At 60.3% G+C, this 22,408-nt stretch carries 15 protein-coding genes, 2 tRNA genes, 3 rRNA genes and 3 pseudogenes; 11 read left to right on the forward strand and 12 right to left on the reverse strand.

Annotated elements, in window-relative coordinates; genetic code table 11:
• The first annotated feature begins 13 nt into the window (after positions 1–13).
• Together P1K88_RS01135 and P1K88_RS01140 are read left to right on the forward strand one after the other, a co-directional pair.
• The gene (locus P1K88_RS01135; RefSeq protein ID WP_276411891.1) at positions 14–1,135 is read left to right on the forward strand and encodes a HEAT repeat domain-containing protein; all 1,122 of its coding nucleotides are present in this window, start codon (positions 14–16) and stop codon (positions 1,133–1,135) included.
• A 4-nt stretch (positions 1,136–1,139) separates the two neighbouring features.
• The gene (locus P1K88_RS01140) at positions 1,140–2,576 is read left to right on the forward strand and encodes a glycosyltransferase family 2 protein (RefSeq protein WP_379786683.1); all 1,437 of its coding nucleotides are present in this window, start codon (positions 1,140–1,142) and stop codon (positions 2,574–2,576) included.
• A 1,937-nt stretch (positions 2,577–4,513) separates the two neighbouring features.
• On the opposite strand, the gene P1K88_RS18365 is transcribed toward P1K88_RS01140, so the two are convergent.
• On the reverse strand, positions 4,514–5,212 hold the full coding sequence (locus P1K88_RS18365) for an ADP-ribosylglycohydrolase family protein (protein WP_379786679.1): 699 nt from the start codon (positions 5,210–5,212) through the stop codon (positions 4,514–4,516).
• Between the two features lie 455 nt (positions 5,213–5,667).
• Here P1K88_RS18365 and P1K88_RS01145 point away from each other — a divergent pair, with 455 nt between their 5' ends.
• Positions 5,668–6,138, forward strand: coding sequence for a cation:proton antiporter regulatory subunit (locus tag P1K88_RS01145; RefSeq protein ID WP_276411895.1), 471 nt, complete (start codon positions 5,668–5,670; stop codon positions 6,136–6,138).
• Here the strand turns inward: P1K88_RS01145 and P1K88_RS01150 are convergent.
• On the reverse strand, positions 6,083–7,336 hold the full coding sequence (locus tag P1K88_RS01150; protein ID WP_276411896.1) for an inorganic phosphate transporter: 1,254 nt from the start codon (positions 7,334–7,336) through the stop codon (positions 6,083–6,085). The two genes, P1K88_RS01145 and P1K88_RS01150, sit on opposite strands and share 56 nt — an antisense overlap.
• Positions 7,337–7,554: 218 nt before the next feature.
• On the opposite strand from P1K88_RS01150, the gene P1K88_RS01155 reads away from it, so the two are divergent.
• Complete coding sequence (locus tag P1K88_RS01155; RefSeq protein WP_276411899.1) at positions 7,555–8,985, forward strand: APC family permease; 1,431 nt, start codon at positions 7,555–7,557, stop codon at positions 8,983–8,985.
• Between the two features lie 2 nt (positions 8,986–8,987).
• Positions 8,988–9,734: a universal stress protein gene (locus P1K88_RS01160; protein ID WP_276411900.1), complete on the forward strand. Its 747-nt coding sequence runs from the start codon at positions 8,988–8,990 to the stop codon at positions 9,732–9,734.
• Between the two features lie 83 nt (positions 9,735–9,817).
• On the opposite strand, the gene P1K88_RS01165 is transcribed toward P1K88_RS01160, so the two are convergent.
• Entirely contained in the window at positions 9,818–10,048 is a 231-nt protein-coding gene (locus P1K88_RS01165; protein WP_276411901.1) for a hypothetical protein, read from the reverse strand.
• A gap of 123 nt (positions 10,049–10,171) precedes the next feature.
• On the opposite strand from P1K88_RS01165, the gene P1K88_RS01170 reads away from it, so the two are divergent.
• The 4 genes and pseudogenes from P1K88_RS01170 to P1K88_RS01185 all read left to right on the forward strand — a co-directional run bounded on the left by P1K88_RS01170 (position 10,172) and on the right by P1K88_RS01185 (position 12,856).
• Positions 10,172–10,357 carry a hypothetical protein gene (locus P1K88_RS01170; protein ID WP_276411902.1) on the forward strand — a complete coding sequence of 62 codons (186 nt, stop codon included), beginning with the start codon at positions 10,172–10,174 and terminating at the stop codon, positions 10,355–10,357.
• A 926-nt stretch (positions 10,358–11,283) separates the two neighbouring features.
• Positions 11,284–11,505, forward strand: a complete 222-nt coding sequence (locus tag P1K88_RS01175) for a UPF0175 family protein (RefSeq protein WP_276411903.1) — start codon at positions 11,284–11,286, stop codon at positions 11,503–11,505.
• Positions 11,506–12,012 carry a PIN domain-containing protein gene (locus P1K88_RS01180; protein WP_276411905.1) on the forward strand — a complete coding sequence of 169 codons (507 nt, stop codon included), beginning with the start codon at positions 11,506–11,508 and terminating at the stop codon, positions 12,010–12,012. It abuts the gene before it with no gap.
• A gap of 44 nt (positions 12,013–12,056) precedes the next feature.
• Positions 12,057–12,856 (forward strand): annotated as a pseudogene (locus tag P1K88_RS01185) (SWIM zinc finger family protein).
• 2 nt (positions 12,857–12,858) lie between these two features.
• Here P1K88_RS01185 and P1K88_RS18370 read toward each other — a convergent pair.
• The 9 genes and pseudogenes from P1K88_RS18370 to P1K88_RS01220 all read right to left on the reverse strand — a co-directional run bounded on the left by P1K88_RS18370 (position 12,859) and on the right by P1K88_RS01220 (position 20,748).
• On the reverse strand, positions 12,859–13,290 hold the full coding sequence (locus tag P1K88_RS18370) for a toxin-antitoxin system TumE family protein (protein WP_379786678.1): 432 nt from the start codon (positions 13,288–13,290) through the stop codon (positions 12,859–12,861).
• Complete coding sequence (locus P1K88_RS01190) at positions 13,287–13,862, reverse strand: DUF7342 family protein (RefSeq protein WP_276411908.1); 576 nt, start codon at positions 13,860–13,862, stop codon at positions 13,287–13,289. The genes P1K88_RS18370 and P1K88_RS01190 overlap by 4 nt, the downstream gene beginning before the upstream one ends.
• 176 nt (positions 13,863–14,038) lie before the next feature.
• Positions 14,039–14,114 (reverse strand) — tRNA-Cys (locus tag P1K88_RS01195).
• A 33-nt stretch (positions 14,115–14,147) separates the two neighbouring features.
• Positions 14,148–14,315: pseudogene (locus tag P1K88_RS18570) on the reverse strand (hypothetical protein); the annotation flags it as partial.
• Positions 14,316–14,568: 253 nt separating this feature from the next.
• A 5S ribosomal RNA gene (gene rrf / locus P1K88_RS01200) occupies positions 14,569–14,691 on the reverse strand.
• Between the two features lie 122 nt (positions 14,692–14,813).
• Positions 14,814–17,737, reverse strand: a 23S ribosomal RNA gene (locus tag P1K88_RS01205).
• Positions 17,738–17,945: 208 nt separating this feature from the next.
• Positions 17,946–18,017: transfer RNA gene (locus P1K88_RS01210), tRNA-Ala, on the reverse strand.
• A gap of 106 nt (positions 18,018–18,123) precedes the next feature.
• Positions 18,124–19,593: ribosomal RNA gene (locus P1K88_RS01215) — 16S ribosomal RNA — on the reverse strand.
• Together the 16S, 23S and 5S rRNA genes with 1 tRNA gene alongside form the textbook arrangement of a ribosomal RNA operon.
• Positions 19,594–20,439: 846 nt before the next feature.
• Complete coding sequence (locus tag P1K88_RS01220) at positions 20,440–20,748, reverse strand: non-histone chromosomal MC1 family protein (protein ID WP_276411909.1); 309 nt, start codon at positions 20,746–20,748, stop codon at positions 20,440–20,442.
• Positions 20,749–20,985: 237 nt separating this feature from the next.
• Between P1K88_RS01220 and P1K88_RS01225 the strand changes: the two are divergent.
• Positions 20,986–21,184, forward strand: a pseudogene (locus tag P1K88_RS01225) (hypothetical protein).
• A gap of 43 nt (positions 21,185–21,227) precedes the next feature.
• Positions 21,228–22,280, forward strand: a complete 1,053-nt coding sequence (locus P1K88_RS01230; protein WP_276411911.1) for a quinone-dependent dihydroorotate dehydrogenase — start codon at positions 21,228–21,230, stop codon at positions 22,278–22,280.
• Positions 22,281–22,408 lie beyond the last annotated feature (128 nt).

Raw genomic sequence — 22,408 nt, forward strand, 5'->3', positions numbered from 1 at the left:
GGGTGCGGTGCTGATGCAGGGCAGCGTCACCCTGGGCGGGTATCTCGTCCCGATGACGACCATCCTCGTCGTTCTCGGATTGCTCGTCGGCCTCGGGTTGGTGGTCTCGTTTGCGCTCACGGTGGGGCTGTCGGGATACCGGCATCGCACGGCGACGCGGCGCGAGCGTGTTCGAGGAGCCATACAGAACGCGTTGCTCGACAGAGCGTTCTCCCCGGACCCGAACTGGGCGGAGTGGGTGTCGACGTTGTCGGCGACCGAACGAAGCATGGCGAAGGACCTCCTCGGTGAGTACCTCCGTGAACTGGACGGGAGCGAAGCCGAGTCGCTGAAGACGCTCGGGACGGCGCTCGGGATTCCCGAACAAGCCCGAACCGACCTCGAACGAGGACGTACGTTCGAACGACTCCAAGCGTTGACGTGGCTCATCCGGCTAGCCGATCCGGAACCCTATCGGACGGCCGCATATGAACCACAGACACCCGCAGAGCGGGCGAGCGTGGCCCGACTGCTCTTCGAGACGGAGACGTGTACCCCACAGGAGGGTGTCGAGTTGCTGCTAGATGGAGCCACAGCGGAGTTCAGTGTCTTCGGACAGGATACGTTGTACCGCCTAGCGAGTGAGGCACCAGATACCATGTTCGCGCTCGCGGCGGAACAGTACGAGTCGTGGCCACCGTCCCTCCTGGCACAGGTTCTGCTCGTCGCCGGCCACCTCGGCACCGGAATCCGGACAGCCGACATATCGTGGTTGACAGCGAGCCTCGAAGCTGACGACGAGGGCGTCCGTGCCGCTGCAGCGCACGCGTTAGGTAGTTTCGGCTGGCGGCCGGAGTTCAGGGATTCGAAGTTTCTCGGCCGGGCCACGGCCGACCCGTCGCCCCGCGTCCGCGGTGCCGTCTACGAAATGCTTGGCGAGTGGGGCGACAGCGAAGCGTTGACCGTCCTCATGTATGCACTCGTCTCCGAAGACGACCCTCGCGCACTCGTTCGCGGAACGAACGCGCTCGTCCGACGACAGGACCGAATCGATGCTGGCGCGCCAGCCGTGCTGGGCGCGCCGTGGGAGTGGAGCAGCGAACACGCCTCCTACGACAGTGTCGCCCGCGGTCGTACCCAGCGGGTGGGGGGGTAACCCGATGCACACGTCTACCCACGTCGCTATCCAGCTGTTCACTGTTACTGGTCTCTTCGTCCTCGTCTATTACCTCGTCATCAACGGCTACTACCTCACGATCCACACGTTGGCACTCTTCGAGTTGCGCGACAACGTCCGCGAAGCGAGCTGGGACCAGCCGTTCCGCCGGTTTGCCAGCCCGTTCTATCCGGGTATCGCCCTCGTCGTTCCGGCGTACAACGAGGCTGCGACTATCGAGGAGAGCGTGCAGTCGATGCTGTCGTTGAACTATCCGGAGTTGGAAGTGGTCGTCGTCAACGACGGGTCGACGGACGAGACGCTCGCTCGACTGACCGACCGGTTCGCGCTCGAAGAGGTGACCGCGGACGTCCCCTTCGAGGTGCCCAGCGAAGAGATACACGCGACCTATCGGTCGACCACGTACGAGGAGTTGCTGGTGGTCGATAAGGCCAACGGCGGCAAGAGTGACGCGCTCAACGCCGGGATCTGGCTCACGGAGATGCCGCTGTTCTGTGCCGTCGATTCGGATACACTCATCGACAGAGACGCGCTCTTACAGATTGTCAAACCGTTTCTCAAGCGACCGGGGACGACGGTTGCCGCGGGCGGGGTCATCCGGGTCGCCAACGAGTGTACCGTCGAGGATGGATTGGTCAAAGAAGTGAATCTCCCCAAAACCGGGCTGCCAGGCCTCCAAGTCATGGAGTACCTTCGCGCGTTTTATTCCGGGCGACTTGGACTCAACCGAGTGAACGGACTGATCCTCATCTCCGGTGCATTCGGGCTGTTCCGGACTGACGTCGTTCGGGAGATCGGCGGGTATCGCCACGACACGATTACGGAAGATTTCGATATCGTCGTGCGATTGCACCGGTACCTGACGGACGAAGACCGTGAGTATACGGTCGATTTCGTCCCCGAACCGGTCGCCTGGACCGAGGTCCCGGACAGTCGCCGCGTGTTGGGCCGCCAGCGCAGGCGCTGGTTCCGTGGCATGGTTGAAACCGTCATCACGAACCGGGGCGTGCTGTTCAATCCGAAGTACGGTCGTGTCGGGACAGTTGTTTTCCCGCTCTTCGTTGCAGCCGAGATGTTCGGCCCCCTCATCGAAGGCCTCGGGTACGTCCTGCTCGCACTTGGGTGGTACTTCGGCGTCTTGAACGTCGAGTTCTTCCTCGTGTTCTTCCTGCTGACGACCGGGTTCGGTATCTTCCTCTCGTGGTTCGGAGTCTTCAGTGAAGTCTGGAGCTTCAACCGATACGGGGATCCACGACAGATACTGCGGTTGCTGTGGTACGGTATCCTGGAGAACTTCGGCTACCGGCAGTGGAAAACGCTCGTTGCGTGGCAAGGTCTGCTCGAATACGTCCGTGGCGTCGAAAGCTGGGGTGTCATGGAGCGTGGCGGGTTCACTCGTCCCAACGAGGAAGAGAACTGACCGGGCAGGGAAGCCATATCCACGTCACAGAAGTCGGGCGACCAGTCCAGGGGCCTGTACGAGGTGGGTGCCGACAAGTCCGTATCCTGGCTGAGAAGTCGAGCAAGCGGGGAGACTGGGTCGTGGTCGTCTAGATCTCGCCTACGGCGTCCGTTCGTCCACCGCTGACGGCGCGTCCGAGGGCGCCGGACCGACGATGCTGATGGCGAGCATTCCGCCGCCTCCGGATCCAGATAGAGGAGCCGTGGCGTCGGCACGTCGGTGACGATCAGGAGACGATAGTGGTGGCTGATGCAGGGCCCTGCGTATGCCGACGACGTCGCCCGGGGCCCCACCGGAGTGCAGCGTGACGTGGGCACACAGACCGTGGACGACGGGGGAACAGACGGAACCCGCTGGCATGCAGACGAAGCACCGCGGGACCGTGGATTCGGTGAGACCGGACACCGTTTCGTCGAGCTCCTGACTCGGTGGTATAGCTACGAGAGAGAACGCGAGAAGCACCATCGAACCGTCGAAAGGCAGCACGAGCGCCGCAGCCAATGTGGTGGTTTCCTTGCCCATGGTATCCGAAACCGGCTCGCGGCCGCAATCGGCCACACCGAATCCGCGACCGAAACCGCACCCGAATCGCTTGCGGCGCATCGCCAGACCGTGCCTGCCTCGGCCGGCGGATTGAGGATCTCGCAACGAGTACACGCTCTGTGGCTCGTGAGGGCGTGGACGTCGGTGAGCGTGCTGCCGTCGATTTGGGCCACATTGCCCACGGAGCATGGGAGTTCGTTTCGCCATCGAAGACGACACCGGAGGTAGCTGAACGTCGAATCGTACCCGCTGATGAATCACGGCCGGGACCGTTGATGGAGAACACATTCCGGAACGTCAAAGCGCACCGCGGTGGCGAGGTGAAAGGTACCGTGGAACTGATGCCGGGTTCGAGACTGTCGAGGATGGCCCACAGTGCCAGCCGAAATCGCCGAATCGCTATAACGACGGCTTGTGTTACGTGCGGTCTGCTGCATACAGAGCGCGTATCTTGTGGCCATCCCATAGTGTCAAAACAACTAATCGACGGCCTGAGATAGACGTTCTCCCGGACAAGATAGACGTATCTAACGAGATGTATATTTATTATATTTGAGTGGAAACGACCGATATGGAAAGAGAGATTGAATGCATGCTCTGTGGCGAGAGTGCGAGATGGGCTGAACCACTCCACCTTCGTGAACTCTCTGACAATCATCCCAAAAAAAAGGTTCGAGTTCAAACACCTCTGCCACCAGTGTCGATCGGTGTACGCACCTCCAAGATGGTTTCCTGAAGTGAAAGACGACACGGACAACGAATGGAAGTCTGTCCAGATCAAACCAGCAAAATGTTCTCTCTGTGACACCCAAACGCTATTTTGGGTCGGTACAGCGGAGTGGGCAAATTCACAGGCGGTAATCGATACAGCCAAGAACGGAGTATCAGGGTCAAAAGAACAGATGTCATGGTCGCGTGACACTACCGATGCGGCAACGAGACCCGAATGGAATGATCCACCGGAGATGACAGAAGTGCTCACAAGAAGCGCACCAGTCTGTCATGACTGCGTGTGCTCCCACGAGCCGGACACAGTGTTTGAGGCGATGCAGGACGCAACTCAACATTATCAAGTAACCAATCCGATGTGGGAGGAAACAACTGCCGAAGAATACGGAGACACTTCACTCACCGATGTCGTGAGGAATATTGCGCGAGAATCACCGATGAGAGATCGCTAAACTCAGCCTCTGTATCGGTCACGCCGGTACTGACAGACGTTGGGTAGTTCGAGAAGACACTGCTGCATACACAGCGCGAATCGGTCACGGAGCGGTAGGTCTAAACGGATTCATCAACCAATTAATTTGAGTGTTTTTAGCTCATGCTGTAGAGTAGGATCTTCCCACCTGTCACGGAGCCAGTAATGCGATTAAAGCTATAAATAAAATAACCACTGCGAGTACAATGGCACCACCACTCACGAGTACTATTGTTGAAGCCGAGAGATTAATATCAAATCGAGTCTGTAACCTTCGCCGGCTTAGAGGGAACGCAAGCACGCCGGCGAACATGGTTAATAATCCGACAAGTATGAGAGTTGCTCCACCGGTGTGTGTTCCGACCAGTATCGCATTACCGCCGACCCACCATGTAGTGGTACTTGCGAGCACCAAGCCGAAACCGAACAGATAGCCTACAATCGTTCGGAACAAGATGTTCGGATATGATAGGACAGTAAAATAAAATTTGGCACAAATGAGTATGCTCGGATACAATACGGTTCTCAACAATCGGTGCGGATGGATTTCCCACTTGCTGACTTCACCCTCCGTATCTTGCACAGCATTCGTATCTGATGGTGGAGAGTGCAGGACAGTTGTTTGAACCGATTGGCCACTGCACCTCTGCAAGACCCTCCGGTAACCCCTGCTTTCGAGACTGCACCTCGATCCAGATCGAGCGTGACAAGCTGCCCGGCGAGTGCTGCGGGGTCGTCTCGAGACTCCACAAAAGAGCCACCGCTCAGGAAGATCCCCGGCACCGAATCGAGCGCCGGCGATGGCGCCGGTACCCGCACCGACCGTATCCGTATCGCCACCGCGGTTCACAACGACGCCATCGTTCGCGCTACTCGCTTTCGGGCGTCGTAGAGCGCTGTCTGGAGTGTATGGACAACGTAGCCCGTCGTTTCTAATTGCGAACTGTCGGCGATATCTGGGACGGGTCTGAGTGGTTCGGCGAGTTCGACCGGAGCGTCACCTGTGACACGATCGAGCGCATCTGGCAGTGGGTCGCTGTCGTCTCGCAAGTGGCCGGCGATCGGGAGGTCGCGAACGAGCTCTACGCGACAGGATACACGGTGAGAGTCGGCGATCCCGAATCGGACTCGGCACTCCGACGTGCCCGGGCTAGAACGCGCCGATACGCTGATAGCAACCGTCGATGACGAAACGAATCCGGGTGTCCTCCTCTCGGCCCGCGAGGTCGACCCCGACGTACGGGCGGTGAGCCTGACAGAGGAGCCGACCACCGCGGACGCTCACCGGTATGGGGGGCAGACCACGTGATCTCGCCCGAACAGATACTGCGGGAACAGCTCGCGGGCAAAGCAGTCGGCACATTCGATTCGGCGGTCATCGATGTCATCGAGATCGACGAGAGGATTCGCTCCCCGGGCACGCAGTTGAAACTCGTCCGGACGACGGCCCCGGATGCTGATGGTGGATCACCCGCCGACGCGGACGTCCGGAACCGGACCGGCTGTACAGTGGTCGCCGTCGAACGGGACGGCAGCGTCGTCACGACGCCAGGAGCCTCGTTCGTGATCGAGCGCGATGACCAACTCGTTGTCGCCGGGACCGACGAAAACAGCACCCGGTTCCAGACCGAGTTCGTTCGATGGGTCTTCTGCCGGCTGACGACGATGCAGGCGTCCCGGAGTGCTCCAGCTGATCGAGAGAATCGGTCGGGTGGCCGGCTTACAACAGGAAAGCGAAGAGGAGATACGATCCCACGACCGAGAGCGACGGCGTGAGGACCCAGAGGATGACGATTCGGCTCGTTGCTGCCGGGTCGAACAGGCTCTCGGCGGTCAGTTCTTCGATGTCCTCCTCGCCGATCGGGGGGACTGACGGGGATTCGCTGTGCTGCTCCGCGGTATCCGGGGTCTTTCCGGACGCGAGGTCGCCCACAGTTGGACCTACTGGATCGTTCTCCTCGGTCGACGGGGCTGCGAGGGCGCCAGTCGTGAGATTCGGCCCCGGCTTGGCCCTGGACGGCGGTGTCGCGAGCTCCGCGAGCGTGACGGCGCGACTTGCCCGCCCCCAGCCCAGGCCGATGATACAGCAGGTCGTGCTCACAGCGAGACTCGCCGGAATACCGTAGTACGAGAGGACGGTGATGATCGTCGCACCCACGGTGGAGACGATGAGTGCTGCCAAAATGGGGAGGTCCGTGATGCCGTCACCGACCGTCGCGAGGGTACGCCTCGCGATCGTGAAGCCACCGAGGCTGATGGCGCCGACGGCAAGAAGCACACCCTGGTCGATAGTGACCGCGCGGTTGCCGACGAGTGGGGCGACAGCGTTCGCGGCGTTCGAGGCACCCGCGCTGAAGCCCATGTAACAGGCGATGCCGAGCACCAGCGCCGATCCGACGAGGTCACGTGGTGCAGCGTTCGTGTTGAATCGGATGCGCGGCACACGGCCCGAGCGGTCGACTTGGAGCAACTGTCGCTGGAGTCGCGTAAACGACAGTCGAGCTTCGAGTTGCGGATAGACGTACCGTCCGATGACGGCACCGATCGCCAGGCCGACGAGCGGAGCGACGATCCACGCGGAAACGATCGTGAACATCAACGCCTCGTTGAGCGACCCCGTCGCGAGGCCCAGACCCACGATTCCCCCTACAGCCGTCATCGAGGTCGAGGCGGGGACGCCATAGACGTTCGAAATTAGTAACGAAGCCCCGGTGAAAAACAGCACACCGACACCGGCTACGGGAGTGAACTGTGCAGCCGGCACGATCCCCTCGCTCATCGTCACAATGACGTTGCGGCCGACCGTCCACGCCCCCAGAAACGCGAAGACGCTGAAGAGCGCTGCCGCGGTCGCCTTCCTGACGAGTCGGCTCCCGACGGCCGGCCCGAACGCGACGCCTGTCGACGACCCGCCGATGTTGAACCCGACGAACGCTGCGACCAGCAGACCGACGATGACGAGCAGTGAGACCATGGTGAGCGTCCTAGAAACTCCATTCAACGTACAGACATATTGGCCTGTTCATCCGCAGCCTGTGCCCCAGACCACCGAGATGACTCCGTCAGTTCCGGACGACGTTCAGCGCAATTCTGGGCCAGTACGCTCCTGCTCCCCGTCGAACTGCTTTGCGTATACACGCGGCCGGGCAACCGTCGGCGGTTTTATCTGACAGATGGAACTATCGTCGTCGTATGACTGAACAGCCTGTCGACGTCGAATCAGCGGGCGAGAACGTCGCCGGTGAGACGCCCGTCAAGGAGCCAGAGGCCGTCACCGACGACGCGACCGTCCACGACGACGACGTCGAGCTCGAACGGACCATCGGGCTGGTCGGCGGGCTGGCGATCGGGATCGGGACCATGATCGGGGCAGGAATCTTCGTCTTCCCGGGACTGGCGGCGTTCAACGCGGGGCCGGCTGCTACACTCTCGTTCGCAATCGGCGGCCTGATCGCGCTGCTGGTGGCGCTGCCGACCTCGGAACTCGCCACGGCGATGCCCCGGAGCGGTGGCGGCTACTATTTCATCTCGCGGGGAATGGGGACGGCCTACGGCTCGATCGTCGGGTTGGGGCTGTGGCTTGGTCTGATGTTCGCGTCCGCGTTCTATCTGGTCGGACTCGGTCACTACGCGAGCGCCGTGTTCGCCGAACTCGGCGTCGGATTGCCGTTCAGTCCCGTCATCGGCGTCGGGCTGCTGTTCGGCGCTGCACTGACGGCATTGAGTATCGGCGGTACGGAGAACACCGCGAAGATCCAGAACGCGGTCGTCGGGATCCTTCTCGTGGTGCTCACGGGCTTTCTCTCATACGGGGTCCTCGACGCTGTGGGCGTGTTCGGGGGCGGAACCGTTCCGGAGCAGTTCTTTTCGAGAGGATACTTTCCGGTGTTGACGACCGCGGCACTCGTGTTCACGTCGTATCTGGGGTTCGCCCAGGTCGCGACCGTCGCGGGCGAGATCAAACAGCCGGGCCGGAACCTCCCGCTGGCGATGGTCGGCTCGGTCCTCATCGTCACGGTCTTTTACGTCGTGACGATCTTCGTCGCGACCAGTGCGTTCGGAGCCGACCGGCTGGGCCAGTACGGGGAGACGGCGATGGTCGAGGTCGCCCGCGACTTCCTCGGGCTACCCGGTGCGGTCGCAATCCTGGGTGCCGGGTTACTGGCGACGTTCTCGAGTGCGAACGCGTCGATACTCAGCGCCTCGCGGGCAGTGTACGCGCTGAGCCGTGACGCCCTGCTCCCGCGCAAGGCGAGCGAGGTCAACCTCCGCTACGGGACGCCACATATCGCCCTGCTCGTCGCTGGCGGTCCGATACTCGTCCTCGTGGCGACCGGACAGGTCGAACTACTCGCGGAGGTCGCCTCGTTCCTCCACCTCATCATGTACGGGCTGATGTGTGTCGCGCTGATCGTGTTGCGACGGCGGAATCCGGACTGGTACTCACCCAGCTACCAGGTACCGGGCTATCCGGTGGTTCCGGCAATCGGCGCGCTGGCCAGCTTCGGACTGATCGCGTTCATGCAGCGCGAGTCGATCGGTATCGGTATCGTGGTCATGATCGTCTCGTACCTCTGGTACCGTTATTACGCTGGAGACGTCACACTCAAAGGAGATATCTGATCATGACGGACCGTCCATCGATACTCGTCCCGATTCGCGTACTCGAAGGGGAGTCGGTCCCGGAGGGTGTTCCTGAACTCCTCGCGAACGCTCACGTCGTCCTCCTCGGGTATCACGTCATTCCGGAACAGACAGCACCGGGGCAGGCACAGATGCAGTTCGAGGAGCGCGCCAAGAACCGTCTCGACGAATACGAGACGATATTCGAGGAGGCGGGAGCGACCGTCGAGCGGCGGCTCGTCTTCACTCACGACGGCCAGAAGACGATCGACCGGATGACGACCGAGCACGACTGTCTGGCCGTGCTCGTCCCGAACGCCACCGGCCCGGTAGAGGACGTCCTCGTCGCCGTCCGTGGTGCCGTGGGAATCGACCGCCTCGCCCGTGTCGTCGCAGGCCTGTTCGCGGAGACGGACGCGTCGGTGACGCTGTACCACGTTGCAGAGCCCGACGAGACGGACGAGGACGTCGGGACACTCCTGGATGGGATGGTGAACCGGCTGGAGGGGCTGGATATGGACGCCTCGAGAATCGAGACGCGGGTCGAGCGCGAACAGGCGGCCCTCGACGCGATCGTCGATGTTGCCGACGCGTTCGACGTCGTCGTCATGGGTGAAACTGATCCGTCGTTAGCGACGTTCGTCTTCGGTATGCCGGCCGATCAGGTCGCCGACCGGTTCCTCGGTCCTGTTCTCGTCGTACAGCGCGAACCTGCCCCGAACGAGGGGGAAATGGAGATGGACGATTAGCGTCAGAGTGGTGAGTGCCGATGCGCGGCACCCGGGGAGCCGTTGAAATCGTCAGAGTCCCACCCGATAGCTATCGCCCACGTCTATATCATAGACCTGGTGTTTGATCTGTGACTGCTGGAACTGGGCTTCTCCCTCTCGTCGTCATCTTCGTCGGGACGGTCGCTCTCGTTCCCCAAGTCGGTGACCGGCCACTCGCTCGCGTCGCAGTCGCGTCGGGTGCTGGCCGGTCGCATCGACTCGTCGAGGTCGTCGGCTAGGGTCGCGACGTCCCGGTCCGCGACGACGTGATAGATGCCGCCGGTCAGATGCACAGACCCGACGCGACCACAGACCAGTTCTCGGCGCGTATCTCACCCAGGTTGTCGCCCACGCGGTCGTTCCTGATTCTGTAGAACTCGACCTCACAGTGGAGAAACACGAAAGGGGGCGGAGAGATGACGTCTGAGGAGACCTCGCTTGCGTCGAAGGAAGAATTAAACGCGGAACTGAAAACCCACCTTCGCAGGGCCTGCGAGAATGGAATCGATGTGGAAGGCGGATTCGAATGTCGGAATGGGGTCGAACATCCTGACTGGGACGTGATCGTCACCGAAGTCGAAAAGAACGAGCATTCGGAGTGAACGACTTCGAGCGTGGCCGAATCGGTAGCAACTACTGGAAAGAAGAGTCGACAGAATGCCAGAGGGCGGTAGAGCCAGTGGATATTTGCGGATAATATAGAAGAGTAGCCAATGGCCATAAACCGGCCCTGTCTGGGAGTCTGTACGTCTATTTCTGTATCCCAGAGATAGCCAATTCTCAGCGTGTCATAGAAGGGTTCGCAAACCCTGTCGCGTTCAGCAAGGAACGCTCAGTACAGGTGGCCTACTGAGAGGTGAACGAGCACAGACCGTCATAATCACGATCACAGCCACTCCCAATTTGAAATTCCAGCCCATCGAAGCGATACCTGACGCCCACAACTACACAGTCGGTTTTGGAACTCACTACGCTATCTGCGGGAAGTAGCGACTGGTTCTTCCATTCATTGCTGTCAACCCGGGCGGAGACTGTATAGTTCCCGGCGGTACTCCCCCATGTACATTCGACTGCCTCACTGTGAACGACGTTTCCCTCTTTTCCAGCAATGCTGTGAGAAGAAGAGTGTACTTGTGTACCGTTCCGTTCGACTTGAACCTCGAATTCGTGCTGCTCACCGTCGAAGTTTCCAACGTCAAGATACCCCAACTGAATTGAAGAATCATCTAACAGAGACAAGCAACCTCCACCAAACAAACTCACCGAAGTACCGACAGTCGTAAGAAACGAGCGTCGATGCATGCTCCGAAGATATTAATGGTAGAGTTATAAATCGGGATGTTTGCAGACACATTGAGCGTCTATTTCGTTCTATCTGGGTCGAAATCAAATCCCTGTGAACGTTTCTATGACAGGCTCAATTCTGGTAGGTTTATTGTGTATCGTGGTGGGATTGCGAATCATTGAGCCCACGAGCACCCCATCCCACGATAGATTATTAGGTCCGTAGACCCGATACCTACGTACGATGGCCTCTTCCAGTAGTGGGCCCTCGGACGAACTTGCGACCGCGGTGGGCCGGTACGTTCTCGGCGACCTCTCGCTCGGACGTGCTGCCCAAGTGGCCGGACTGTCCCGGTGGGAGTTCGAAGAAGTGCTGGAAGACGCTGGCTTCACGGCGCTCTACGGGCCGCGAACTGACGACCAGCTACAGCGGGAGATCGACGTTGCACCCGACCTCGACGAATAGATGCCGGACGGATACCCGCAACCGGTTTTCCTCGACGCGACCGTCATCAGTAATTTCGCTAGTACGAACTTGATCGGGTTTATCGTCGACGTACGCGAAGCACCAGTCGTGACACCCGCAGTCCGTGACGAAATCGAACAGGGGGTCGATTTCGGCCACGAGTATCAGACCAGCGCCGTCGATGCGTTCGACGGCGGACTGACAGTCAGTGGCGTTCCACCCGAAACAGGTGGGGAGAGTCTCGGTAAACGACTCGATCCAGGCGAGACAGAAGCGTTGCGGGGAGCATTTGAACAAGACGGAACACTCGCCACTGACGGTCTCGCAGCACGCCATCTCGCGACGGAACTAGACGTACCCGTCACCGGATCAGTCGGCCTTCTCGTTCTCGGCATCAAGCGCGAGTACGTCGACAGTGAAACTGCAGACGAGTGGATCGATATCTGGCGGAACGAACGCGGATACTACGCCCCCGTCGAGAGCGTCACCGAAGTACTAGACGAATAGAGCCACGACCTAGCGGGAACAGGATCAACGAATCGGCCCCAGTCATGGACCTCAACAACGCAAAAATTCGGGAGACCTGTACCGACGCGGTGTTCGAGCGCGGGCAGGACTACCGCGACGAAGGGCACATCCAGCGAATTGAACGGTTTGGCGACGTGGTTACAGCCGCGGTTCGAGGAACGAATCTGTACGACGTGACCGTCGATCTGAGCGAATACACCATCAATTCGCAGTGTACGTGTCCCTACGAGGGTACGGGCGAGTGTAAACACGTCGTCGCGGTGCTGCTGGACGTCGTCGCCGATCCGCCCCAAGACGAGAGCGAACGCGTCGAAATGGTTATTGAAGATGTCTCGTCCAACGATCTACGCGCGTTCGTGCGCGATGCACTCGCCGAAAGCCCGAACCTGCGTGAGCAGTTCCTCGCACGGTTTGGCGACGGCGGCAAGTCGGTCGAAGCGTACCGTGACGAGATCGAGGAGCTGTTCAACCAGCACACACAGCACTATCCAGTCGTCACGGAAGCCATCGACTTTTCTCACTTCTTCGAAGTAGCTGAGCAGTACCGCGAACGCGAGCGCTACCGGGCGGCCGCGACCGTCTACCGTGCCTGTTCGAAGGAATCGACGACAACCACGACCGCATCGATGCCGCATACGACCACTACGCGAAGACCTTACGTTCTGCGCTCGATGAATACGTCGACTGCGTGCTCGCTGCCGACCCAAGCGACGACGAATTCGAACAATACGCCGGCGCACTCGAAGCTCAGTCAATGTCCGAACCGCGAATCAACGAGGAGCAGTTCCGACGTGCGTTCGACGCCCTCGAAGAGAGACGATGACCTTACTCGGTCCAGAAAGCCCGCTGTCGATCATCGATTTCGCCGAGGACCATCGACAGCGCGTCACGCCATTCCTCCGGATGTGACGCGTCGTCGCCGGGTGTTCGCGCGTCAGGACCCGGGTGAACGTGATCGCGAGTGTTGTGATCCGAGGGATGCCGATCCCATCGGTAGTCAAACGCGCCATCCCCGAGCTCTTCGTGGTAATGTAGCGAAAAGTCCCCGTTCTCGAACCACACGATCTCAAGGCGAGCACTCTGCACACGCTGCGGATAGAATCCGGAATCGTAGCGACAGACGATGCGATCCGGTGCGAATTCTGGTTGGATTTCGATCCCAGTGAAGCGATCGTCGGTAGCGAATCGCTCCGCGATGATGTTCAGACGGGCGAAGTCGATCGGTGTACCGCTGACGTCGTCCCTTCCGCCGCTCATGCGACAGGGCGCTGCCCGCCAGCGCCGTCCGTGTCAGTCTGCAATGCCCGTTCGAAAAGAGAAATTCGGCGGCGCGTCGTCTTCCACGCTGACACCTCCCGCCACACCGCCTCGACAGAACGATCGGTGTCAGTTGCGTGTGCAACGATCGCTACTGCGTCCGGAAATTTGACATCGAACTCCTCCGCAAACGACTCATCACGCTCCACTGCGTCTTCGAGGAAGACGAGGAGCTCGTCGTCGTCGTACTGGTTCCGGAGCTGTTGGACACGCCGCCAATTCAGGTACTCCTGATTCCGTTCGTACGTCGCGGGAGAGTCTGTGACCTGCGTGACGATCCCCATGCGTTCGAACCACGCTAAATACTCACGGGCAGCGTCCACCCCGTGTCCCGCGAGATCAGCAACCTCACCTGCAGTCGCGGGGCTGTCCAGTCCGAGCACGGCATCGAAGAAGTCGTCCCGGGTGCGGTCTCCAGAAACGAGTTCTTCCGGAGGGACGAGGTCGTCGAACTCTGGCGCGTCCCGACGCTCGTCTGAATCTGCCTTTAGTTCGGTACGTGGGTCGTCCATACTAGAGACACGTTCCCCTAGCGGGATAAATCTTTTCGCGGGCGGGATATTCCGAAAATATGGTTTCAAAACAGGCTAGTAGCCAGCGTGATCACACTGTCCGATCTCCGAGAAGTTGAGACCAGAGAAGAAACGTGCCAAGACAAGGTCGTCTTGGGCTTTAGGGTACCGTTGAGAGCCAAGGGCCGGATTTGAACCGGCGATGGGCGGCTCTGCAGGCCGCTGCGTTAGGCCGGACTCTGCCACCTTGGCGCACTCATCAGTAGTCGAGTCGCTCGCTTAAGGCTAGCGAATTCGACTAGCCCTCGCCTTCCGATTGCCCCGGTTCGTCGACGCCCGCAACGGGGACGACGTTGAGAATCGACGACCGCACGTCTTCGACGAGTCGAAGCGCTCGTCGGGGACCCGCTCGAGTAATTCGGCCAGCGGTTCGTCACCGTCGGCATAGACGAGCTGGACGTCGTCGAACTGCTCGTGTACGTCGGTTTTCGAGAGCGGAAAGTCGCGGTCCCGACCAGCGAGTCCAGTTCGTTCAGTTTGACGGTGCGAGTCATAGACGACGTTGGACCTCCAGGCGCTTGGTTACCTATCGCCTATCTGCGCCTGGCCGTGGGTAAGCGCTGTGGGTCCTGACGCTGATCTGTATATGAAAAGAGCCCTCGCGGAGAGTCGGTGATGACTCTCTGCGAGGGCTGAAAGTATGAGTGGTCGGCGGCGAACCGAGTTTCCCAGAGGCTCGCGCACTCCAGTACTCACCGGAACGCTGGCGGGCTTATCTTCCGTGTTCGGGATGGGTACGGGAGGCAACCCCGCCGCTATGGCCGCCTTAACGCCGAGTCACGGAGTCGAACCGTGATGATACCGGTCTCGGTCGGTCCTAGAACCGTGTGTCCGTGCGATCCAGTTTGCGCCTGGACTCGTTCAAATACTCTCGACGAGTCACAGTGCGTATGATTGATGGCTTCAGGTTGTTAGTACTCGTAGGCTCAACACTTCGTTACCTCAGTGCGTACACCTCGAGTCTATCGACCGCGTCTTCTACGCGGACCTTCAGCGGTGTCTCTTTTCCAGGTGGGTTTCGAGCTTAGATGCGTTCAGCTCTTACCCCGTGTCGCGTGGCTACCCGGCACGTGCTCTCTCGAACAACCGGTACACCAGTGGCGACCAATCGTAGTTCCTCTCGTACTATACGATCGTTCCCGTCAGACACCATAACACACCCAGTAGATAGCAGCCGACCTGTCTCACGACGGTCTAAACCCAGCTCACGACCTCCTTTAATAGGCGAACAACCTCACCCTTGCCCGCTTCTGCACGGGCAGGATGGAGGGAACCGACATCGAGGTAGCAAGCCACTCGGTCGATATGTGCTCTTGCGAGTGACGACTCTGTTATCCCTGTGTGCTTTTCTGTCATCAATTGCCCGCATCAAGCAGGCTAATTGGTTCGCTAGACCACGCTTTCGCGTCAGCGATCCTCGTTAGGAAGATCACTGTCAAGTCATCTTTTGCTCTTGCACTCTTCGCCGGGTCTCTGTCCCGGCTGAGATGACCTTAGGGCGCGCTCGATATCTTTTCGAGCGCGTACCGCCCCAGTCAAACTGCCCGGCTACCGGTGTCCTCCTCCCGGAGTGAGAGTCGCAGTCACCGACGGGTAGTATTTCACTGATGGCTCGGTGGCCGCTGCGCGGGTACCTGTGTACCGCCTCCTACCTATGCTGCACATCGGCGACCACGTCTCAGCGACAGCCTGCAGTAAAGCTCCATAGGGTCTTCGCTTCCCCCTGGGTGTCTCCAGACTCCGCACTGGAATGTACAGTTCACCGGGCCCAACGTTGGGACAGTGAAGCTCTGGTTAATCCATTCATGCAAGCCGCTACTGATGCGGCAAGGTACTACGCTACCTTAAGAGGGTCATAGTTACCCCCGCCGTTGACAGGTCCTTCGTCCTCTTGTACGAGGTGTTCAGATACCTGCACTGGGCAGGATTCAGTGACCGTACGAGTCCTTGCGGATTTGCGGTCACCTATGTTGTTACTAGACAGTCCGAGCTTCCGAGTCACTGCGACCTGCTCATTTCCTGAGCAGGCATCCCTTATCGCGAACTTACGGGACTAACTTGCCGAATTCCCTAACGTCGGTTGCTCCCGACAGGCCGTGGCTTTCGCCGCCATGAACACCTGTGTCGGTTCTCGGTACGGACATCATGCTCGTCTTTTCACGGGCCCCAGGTTGAACCACGTTTCCCTGTCTCGCCGTTCGTCCGCTTCGTGCCGTTATGGCTTCCACGGAGTTGGACGATTCGACCGGGCGAAGGCCCGGCGTGGTCGACCCCAGGGCGTCAACTTTGAATGCATGATGGCACGGGAATATTAACCCGTTTCCCATTTCGTCATAGTCGAGTTGCGGTATGACTTAGGACCGGCTAACCCCCAGCTGATCAGCAGTGCTGAGGAACCCTTATTCATGAGGCCGTCGGGGTTCTCACCCGACTATCGCTGCTACTATGGCCAGGATTTTCGTCACTATTCGGTCCACAGGAGTTCTCACCCCTGCTTCCACCCAAATAGAGCGCCAACCTACTCGGTCACCCTGTGACGGGTGCGGATAGGTCTCGGTGGTGGATTTGAGTCCCGATCATTTTGGGCGCCTCAAACCTCGGCCGGTAAGCTGTTACGCTTTTCTTAGAGGGTAGCTGCTTCTAAGCTCACCTCCCGGCTGTCTAGGGCTCGAGACCACCTTCAGAGGATTACACTTAATCCACACTTGGGGACCTTAACCTATCTCTGGGTTGTTCCCCTCCTGGTGCACAGGCTTACCCCGCACACCGGAATCCCCGCGTCAGCGGCGTTCGTAGGTTTGGAGTTTGACAGGTGTGCCGACTCCTCTCGGAGGCGGTCACACCAATCGGTCGCTCTACCCCACGAACTACCTCGGCGGAGGTCATGCTTCGACATGTTTCGGTTGGAACCAGCTGTTGCCGGACTCGATGGGCCTTTCACCCCTACACGTAGATCACGAGAGGGTATTGTAGGACACCAACTCTAACAGGCCTCCACGTGCCTTTCGGCACGCTTCACCTTGTCCACGCGTAGATCGTCCGGATTCGGGTCGTGTCCATATGGCTCCCCGCCCTTGAAGACGGCGGCCCTCGCCGTGAGGCTGCGGCCATGTCGGTTTCCCTGTGCCTCCCCGGATGCTCCGGTTAGACTTGCCATGTAGACACACTCCCTGGCTCGTTTTTCAAAACGTACGATAGAACATCGGCTTCCCGTGAGTCTTACTGGAGACTCGCGTCTCGGTCATTCGTCAGGGGACCTTGTATGCCCTATCGCTCCATCGCCAGCTGAGTTCAAGCTCTATTTCACCTCCCTTCTGAGGGTACTTTGCAGCGTTCGTTCACACTACTTGTGCACTATCGGTCTCGAGGAGTGTTTAGCCTTCGCAGTCGATGCCTGCGACATTCGCGAGGGATATCCAACCCCCGCTACTCTGGAACCACCGCACAGCGTACTGACCTCGAGTACGGGACTGTCACCCTGTTTCGTGCTCTGTTCCAAGAGACTTCGTCGAGATGGTCGGCTGATGAGGGGTGGCCCTGACACCACATTGCCCGTGAGGGCTTCGGTTTGGGCTGTATCGCGTTCACTCGCGGTTACTAACGACATCGCGTTACGCTTTCTTTTCCTGCCGGTACTAAGATGTTTCAGTTCCCGGCGTTCCTCATTGCGCGAGGCAATTGCTGAGGAGATTCTCATTCGGAAATCCGTGGTTCTTGGCCTCCGTGCGGCTCCCCACGGCTTATCGCAGCTTGGCACGTCCTTCATCAGCTCTCGAGCCGAGCTATCCACCAGCTGGCATAGTAGCCAACGTCAATTGTGACTCGTTGAACTGTAGTTGAACGAGTCCAGTGGACGCCTGGATCGCACGTACACACGGTTTCATTCTCGCCCCCAAGGTGGGAGAGGTGGGCGAGTCGACCCTTCCCAACCGCGGTTTCACCCGGGTTGGTGCATCAGTCGTCGTACCAGTCCCGAATCCCGTCCCACACTTAAGGGGAGCGATTCGGGGCCGGCACGTCGTATGGACCCACTGGGATTCGAACCCAGGGCCTCCGCCTTGCAAAGGCGGCGCTCTCCCGCTGAGCTATGGGCCCGGCAGATCCGCATTCGTTAGCCCTGATAGTTCTTAGGTGCTCGGTCGGCGACAGTCCTCGAACCCCGTGTAAGGTGGGCTGGGGCAGTGCCCCAGTCCCGTTCTGTAGGAGGTGATCCAGCCACAGATTCCTCTACGGCTACCTTGTTACGACTTAAGCCCCCTTGCGGAGCCCAGATTCGACCTGGGTATCCAGGCCTCATCCGGACCCCACTCGGGTGCTTTGACGGGCGGTGTGTGCAAGGAGCAGGGACGTATTCACCGCGCGCTTCTGACACGCGATTACTACCGAATCCAGCTTCATGCGGGCGAGTTTCAGCCCGCAATCCGAACTACGATCACGTTTGGAGATTAGCTCCGCCTCTCGGCGTCGCATCCCACTGTCATGACCATTGTAGCCCGCGTGTTGCCCGGTCCATTCGGGGCATACTGACCTACCGTTGCCCATTCCTTCCTCCGTTTTAACAACGGCAGTCTCCGTAGTGTACCCGACTATCGCTAGATATCGCTGGCAACTACGGATGTGGGTCTCGCTCGTTGCCTGACTTAACAGGACGCCTCACGGTACGAGCTGACGGCGGCCATGCACCTCCTCTCAGTAGCGTCGAGTAAAGTCGTCAACCTGACTGTCATCACTACTGTCGGGACCGGTGAGATGTCCGGCGTTGAGTCCAATTAAACCGCAGGCTCCTCCGGTTGTGGTGCTCCCCCGCCAATTCCTTTAAGTTTCATCCTTGCAGACGTACTTCCCAGGCGGCTCGCTTCTCGGCTTCCCTAGGGCGCAGCGCAGGCTCGTAGCCTGCGGCACACCGAGCGAGCATCGTTTACAGCTAGGACTACCCGGGTATCTAATCCGGTTCGAGACCCTAGCTTTCGTCCCTCACCGTCGGGTCCGTCCTCCTGAGGTGCTTTCGCCATTGGTGGTCCGTCCAGGATTACAGGATTTCACTCCTACCCCGGACGTACCCCCCAGGTCTTCCGGCCCCAAGCCAGACAGTTTCCGCTGGACGCCGACGTGTTGAGCACGTCGATTTCCCAACGGACTTGTCTGGCCGGCTACGGACGCTTTAGGCCCAATAATATCGGTCATCACTCGTGCTGCCGGTATTACCGCGGCGGCTGGCACCGGTCTTGCCCAGCACTTGTTCCTGTACCTCCCTACGGTACAGAAAAGCGAGGACTATATGCCCTCGCACTTGGAGTCCCCTTATCGCACTGTCGTGCAGTGTAAAGGTTTCGCGCCTGCTGCGCCCCGTAGGGCCCGGAATCTTGTCTCAGATTCCGTCTCCAGGCTCTTGCTCTCACAACCTGTACCGATTATGGGCATGGTGGGCCGTTACCCCACCATCTACCTAATCGGCCGCAGCCACATCCTATGGCGCCGGGGCGTTTCCAGCTCTCGGCACTCCAGCGTGAGAGCTGTATCAGGGATTAGCCTCAGTTTCCCGAGGTTGTCCCTGTCCATAGGGTAGTTTGGCCACGTGTTACTGAGCTATACGCCGCGGGTCTAACCCGCGCGACTAGCATGGCTAAATCGGACTCCAATAGCAATGACCTCCGGCAGGATCAACCGGAATGTATCCCGGCACAATGCCGGGGGGTTAGGCGGGTCACACCCACTGTGGGGTGTGGTCGCTATCGAAGGGTGTTCGAGGACACTCGCCGACCGAGTGTCACCGAACTATCAGGGCTAACATCAGATTCCATCTTGACGGCGGACCGCAGGGGTGGAATCCTCATGTACTCCGGACCTGTTCGTTACGTCGTAGCCATCTTAAAGGCTTCGAGTCACGCCGGCGAGTCGACCTCGCCGCGGTCCGATCGTGGACGGGTTTCGGTGGCCCCGACCAGGCCTCGTTCGCGTTCAATCCGAGTGCCCTGTTACACTTAAGGGCATCGGAACGGAGCTCGCGTCGGAACCGCCCGACGCGAATCGCCTTCGCGTTTGCATCCGAACGCCCTGATGTAGTTAAGGGCAACGGATGCCGTCCGACCTGGCGGGGGGGCGTCGCCCCGCGCCACGTTCGCATTCGATTCCGATGGCAGTGTCACACTTAACCCCGTCGAACCGGACCGGCTTCGGCACGCGATTACACGGGGGAGGGAGTCCCACGCGGTCGCTGGTGACCCGCCGGGGCCGACCGCCTCGTGCACTGCAGGCCGGCCGGTGGGACGCTGCCGCGGTCCGGCCCCTGAGTATTCAGCGTCCGGGGAGGCACGGAGCGGGTGTGGTGGGGCAGTGAGCGTCGCGCGCGCTGCGCGCGAGGAGAGGAGCATCCGAGGGCGAGCGCAGAGACGCCGGTGCCACACGAGACGAAACACTGCCGGGACCGGGCGGTGCCCCTCGCCGCCTGCTGGAAACCACGACGTCGTCACTGCCTGTGATTGCGCTGTCGGAAAAGACTCGTCCGGAACGGATGGGTCTAGATGTCGTCGAGGTGTTCGACCCCCTGCTTCGAGACGTTCCCCTTCGTGATGTCGCCGGGCATCCAGTCGGGCTTGTCGTCGGGGGCCTCCTCCACCCAGGCCCACGCCTCGTAGATGTGGACCTTGTGTGTCCCCTTCTCGCGGAGTCGAATCTCCTGGCGCTCGGCCGCCTCCTCACTGCTTGCGGGTTCGAGCCGGCGGGCCGCCTTCAGTGCGGCCTGTCGGGGTGTCCCCCCAGAGAAGACGCTCGATTCGTTGCCATCCTCACGGAGCGCAAAGTTGCGCTTATCACTGTCACGTGCCATGGTTTTCACCGCTCCATGTCAACTCAACACATGACCGAACATAAATATACCCCCGGATTCGCCGGTCCTGCTGCGGTACTGTTATATACCAGAAACCGACAGGATGGAATCGCCCCCCCTGAAGCGGGCGATTCTGACGGGGTCGCTCGCTCGCGCGCGCCGGTTCGAGGCGGTGGAGCGGCGTGGCACGGTAGACTTAAGTGTATCCTGCAGCGAAGCACCGTGTAGGATAGCTCGATGGTGCGAAAAAAGAAGCTTCAGCCCGAGTGGCGCCAAAGACGAAGACGGCGAGTACCACAACGTACACATCAACATCCACGAAGACGAACTCGCAGTCGCCGGCATGGAGATCGGCGACGAAGTGTTCGTCCGGGTGCGTGACAACAAGATCATCATCCAGAAGGCCGACCCCGACGAGGTCGAGCACGACTTCTGACGCCGGTGTTCTCGCTCGAATGACCTGACGACGATACGCCCCTATGAGACCCTACGATATCGCCAGACCGCTCCTCTTTCGGCTCCCGGCAGAGACCGCCAACGGCGCGGTCCACCGCCTGCTCGAGACGGTCGACGGGACGCCGGTCGCGACCGCGATGGCGCGTCGATACACCGTCGCTGACGACCGCCTGACCGTCGCGGCGATGGGGCAGTCCTTCGACAACCCCGTCGGCGTCGCCGCCGGGTTCGACAAGAACGCGACGATTCCGACCGTGCTGGCGTCGCTCGGCTTCGGGTTCGCCGAGGTCGGCGGCGTCACGGCCGAGCCACAGTCCGGCAACGCCCGCCCGCGGATGTTCCGCCTGCGCGAGGACGAGGCCATCATCAACCGGATGGGGCTGAACAACGACGGCGCGGACGTCGTCGGTCAGCGCCTGGCGAACACCGACGCGCCGTTCCCCGTCGGCGTCAACATCGCCAAGAGCGAGCACGTCGACACCGGAGCGGCCCCGGAAGACTACCGCTATACCTACGAGCGGGTCGCCGAGGGCGGGGACTTCTTCGTCGTCAACGTCTCCTGTCCCAACTCCCAGGGCTTCGAGGAACTCCAGAACCGCGACGCGATGGCGGCCATCTTCACCGAACTCCAGGACGCCGGTGCGGCACCGCTCCTGGTGAAGCTCTCCCCGGACCTCCCCGACCCGGCCGTCGAGGACGCCTTAGAGCTCGTGACCGACCTGGGCCTCGACGGCGTCGTCGCGACCAACACCACGATGGACCGCCCGGCCAGTCTGCGCTCGTCCAACCGGGTCGAGCAGGGCGGCCTCTCGGGGAAGCCGATCGAGGACCGAGCGACCAGCATGGTCCGGTTCGTCGCCGAACGCGTCGACGTGCCCGTGATCGGCGTCGGCGGCGTCTCGACGGCCGAGGGGGCCTACCGCAAGATTCGTGCCGGCGCCTCGCTGGTCCAGCTGTACACCGGCCTCGTCTACCGCGGACCGTCTATCGCCCGCGACATCAACGAGGGGCTGCTCGAACTGCTCGACGACGACGGCTTCGACAGCGTCGAGGACGCAATCGGTGCGGACCTGTAGCGGGAACGTTGAAGATGCGGGTGGGCGAACGGCCGGCGTGGCCGAGACACCTCGCCAGTTGCACATCGCGTCGTGGGACGACCGTTTTCTCGCGAGGTTGCTCGAGTCGTCCCGGTCGGGACCGTCCT

It is taken from the genome of Haloarcula halobia (assembly GCF_029338255.1).
Taxonomy (GTDB): domain Archaea; phylum Halobacteriota; class Halobacteria; order Halobacteriales; family Haloarculaceae; genus Haloarcula; species Haloarcula halobia.

Bases quoted from the DNA above. Each gene is read 5' to 3' on its own strand.
- P1K88_RS01170 (WP_276411902.1), top strand. From the start codon at position 10,172: ATGACGTCTGAGGAGACCTCGCTTGCGTCGAAGGAAGAATTAAACGCG.
- P1K88_RS01190 (WP_276411908.1), bottom strand. From the start codon at position 13,862: ATGGACGACCCACGTACCGAACTAAAGGCAGATTCAGACGAGCGTCGG.
- P1K88_RS01140 (WP_379786683.1), top strand. From the start codon at position 1,140: ATGCACACGTCTACCCACGTCGCTATCCAGCTGTTCACTGTTACTGGT.
- P1K88_RS01230 (WP_276411911.1), top strand. From the start codon at position 21,228: ATGAGACCCTACGATATCGCCAGACCGCTCCTCTTTCGGCTCCCGGCA.
- P1K88_RS01160 (WP_276411900.1), top strand. From the start codon at position 8,988: ATGACGGACCGTCCATCGATACTCGTCCCGATTCGCGTACTCGAAGGG.
- P1K88_RS01180 (WP_276411905.1), top strand. From the start codon at position 11,506: ATGCCGGACGGATACCCGCAACCGGTTTTCCTCGACGCGACCGTCATC.
- P1K88_RS01175 (WP_276411903.1), top strand. From the start codon at position 11,284: ATGGCCTCTTCCAGTAGTGGGCCCTCGGACGAACTTGCGACCGCGGTG.
- P1K88_RS01155 (WP_276411899.1), top strand. From the start codon at position 7,555: ATGACTGAACAGCCTGTCGACGTCGAATCAGCGGGCGAGAACGTCGCC.
- P1K88_RS01135 (WP_276411891.1), top strand. From the start codon at position 14: ATGCAGGGCAGCGTCACCCTGGGCGGGTATCTCGTCCCGATGACGACC.
- P1K88_RS18370 (WP_379786678.1), bottom strand. From the start codon at position 13,290: ATGAGCGGCGGAAGGGACGACGTCAGCGGTACACCGATCGACTTCGCC.
- P1K88_RS01220 (WP_276411909.1), bottom strand. From the start codon at position 20,748: ATGGCACGTGACAGTGATAAGCGCAACTTTGCGCTCCGTGAGGATGGC.
- P1K88_RS01150 (WP_276411896.1), bottom strand. From the start codon at position 7,336: ATGGTCTCACTGCTCGTCATCGTCGGTCTGCTGGTCGCAGCGTTCGTC.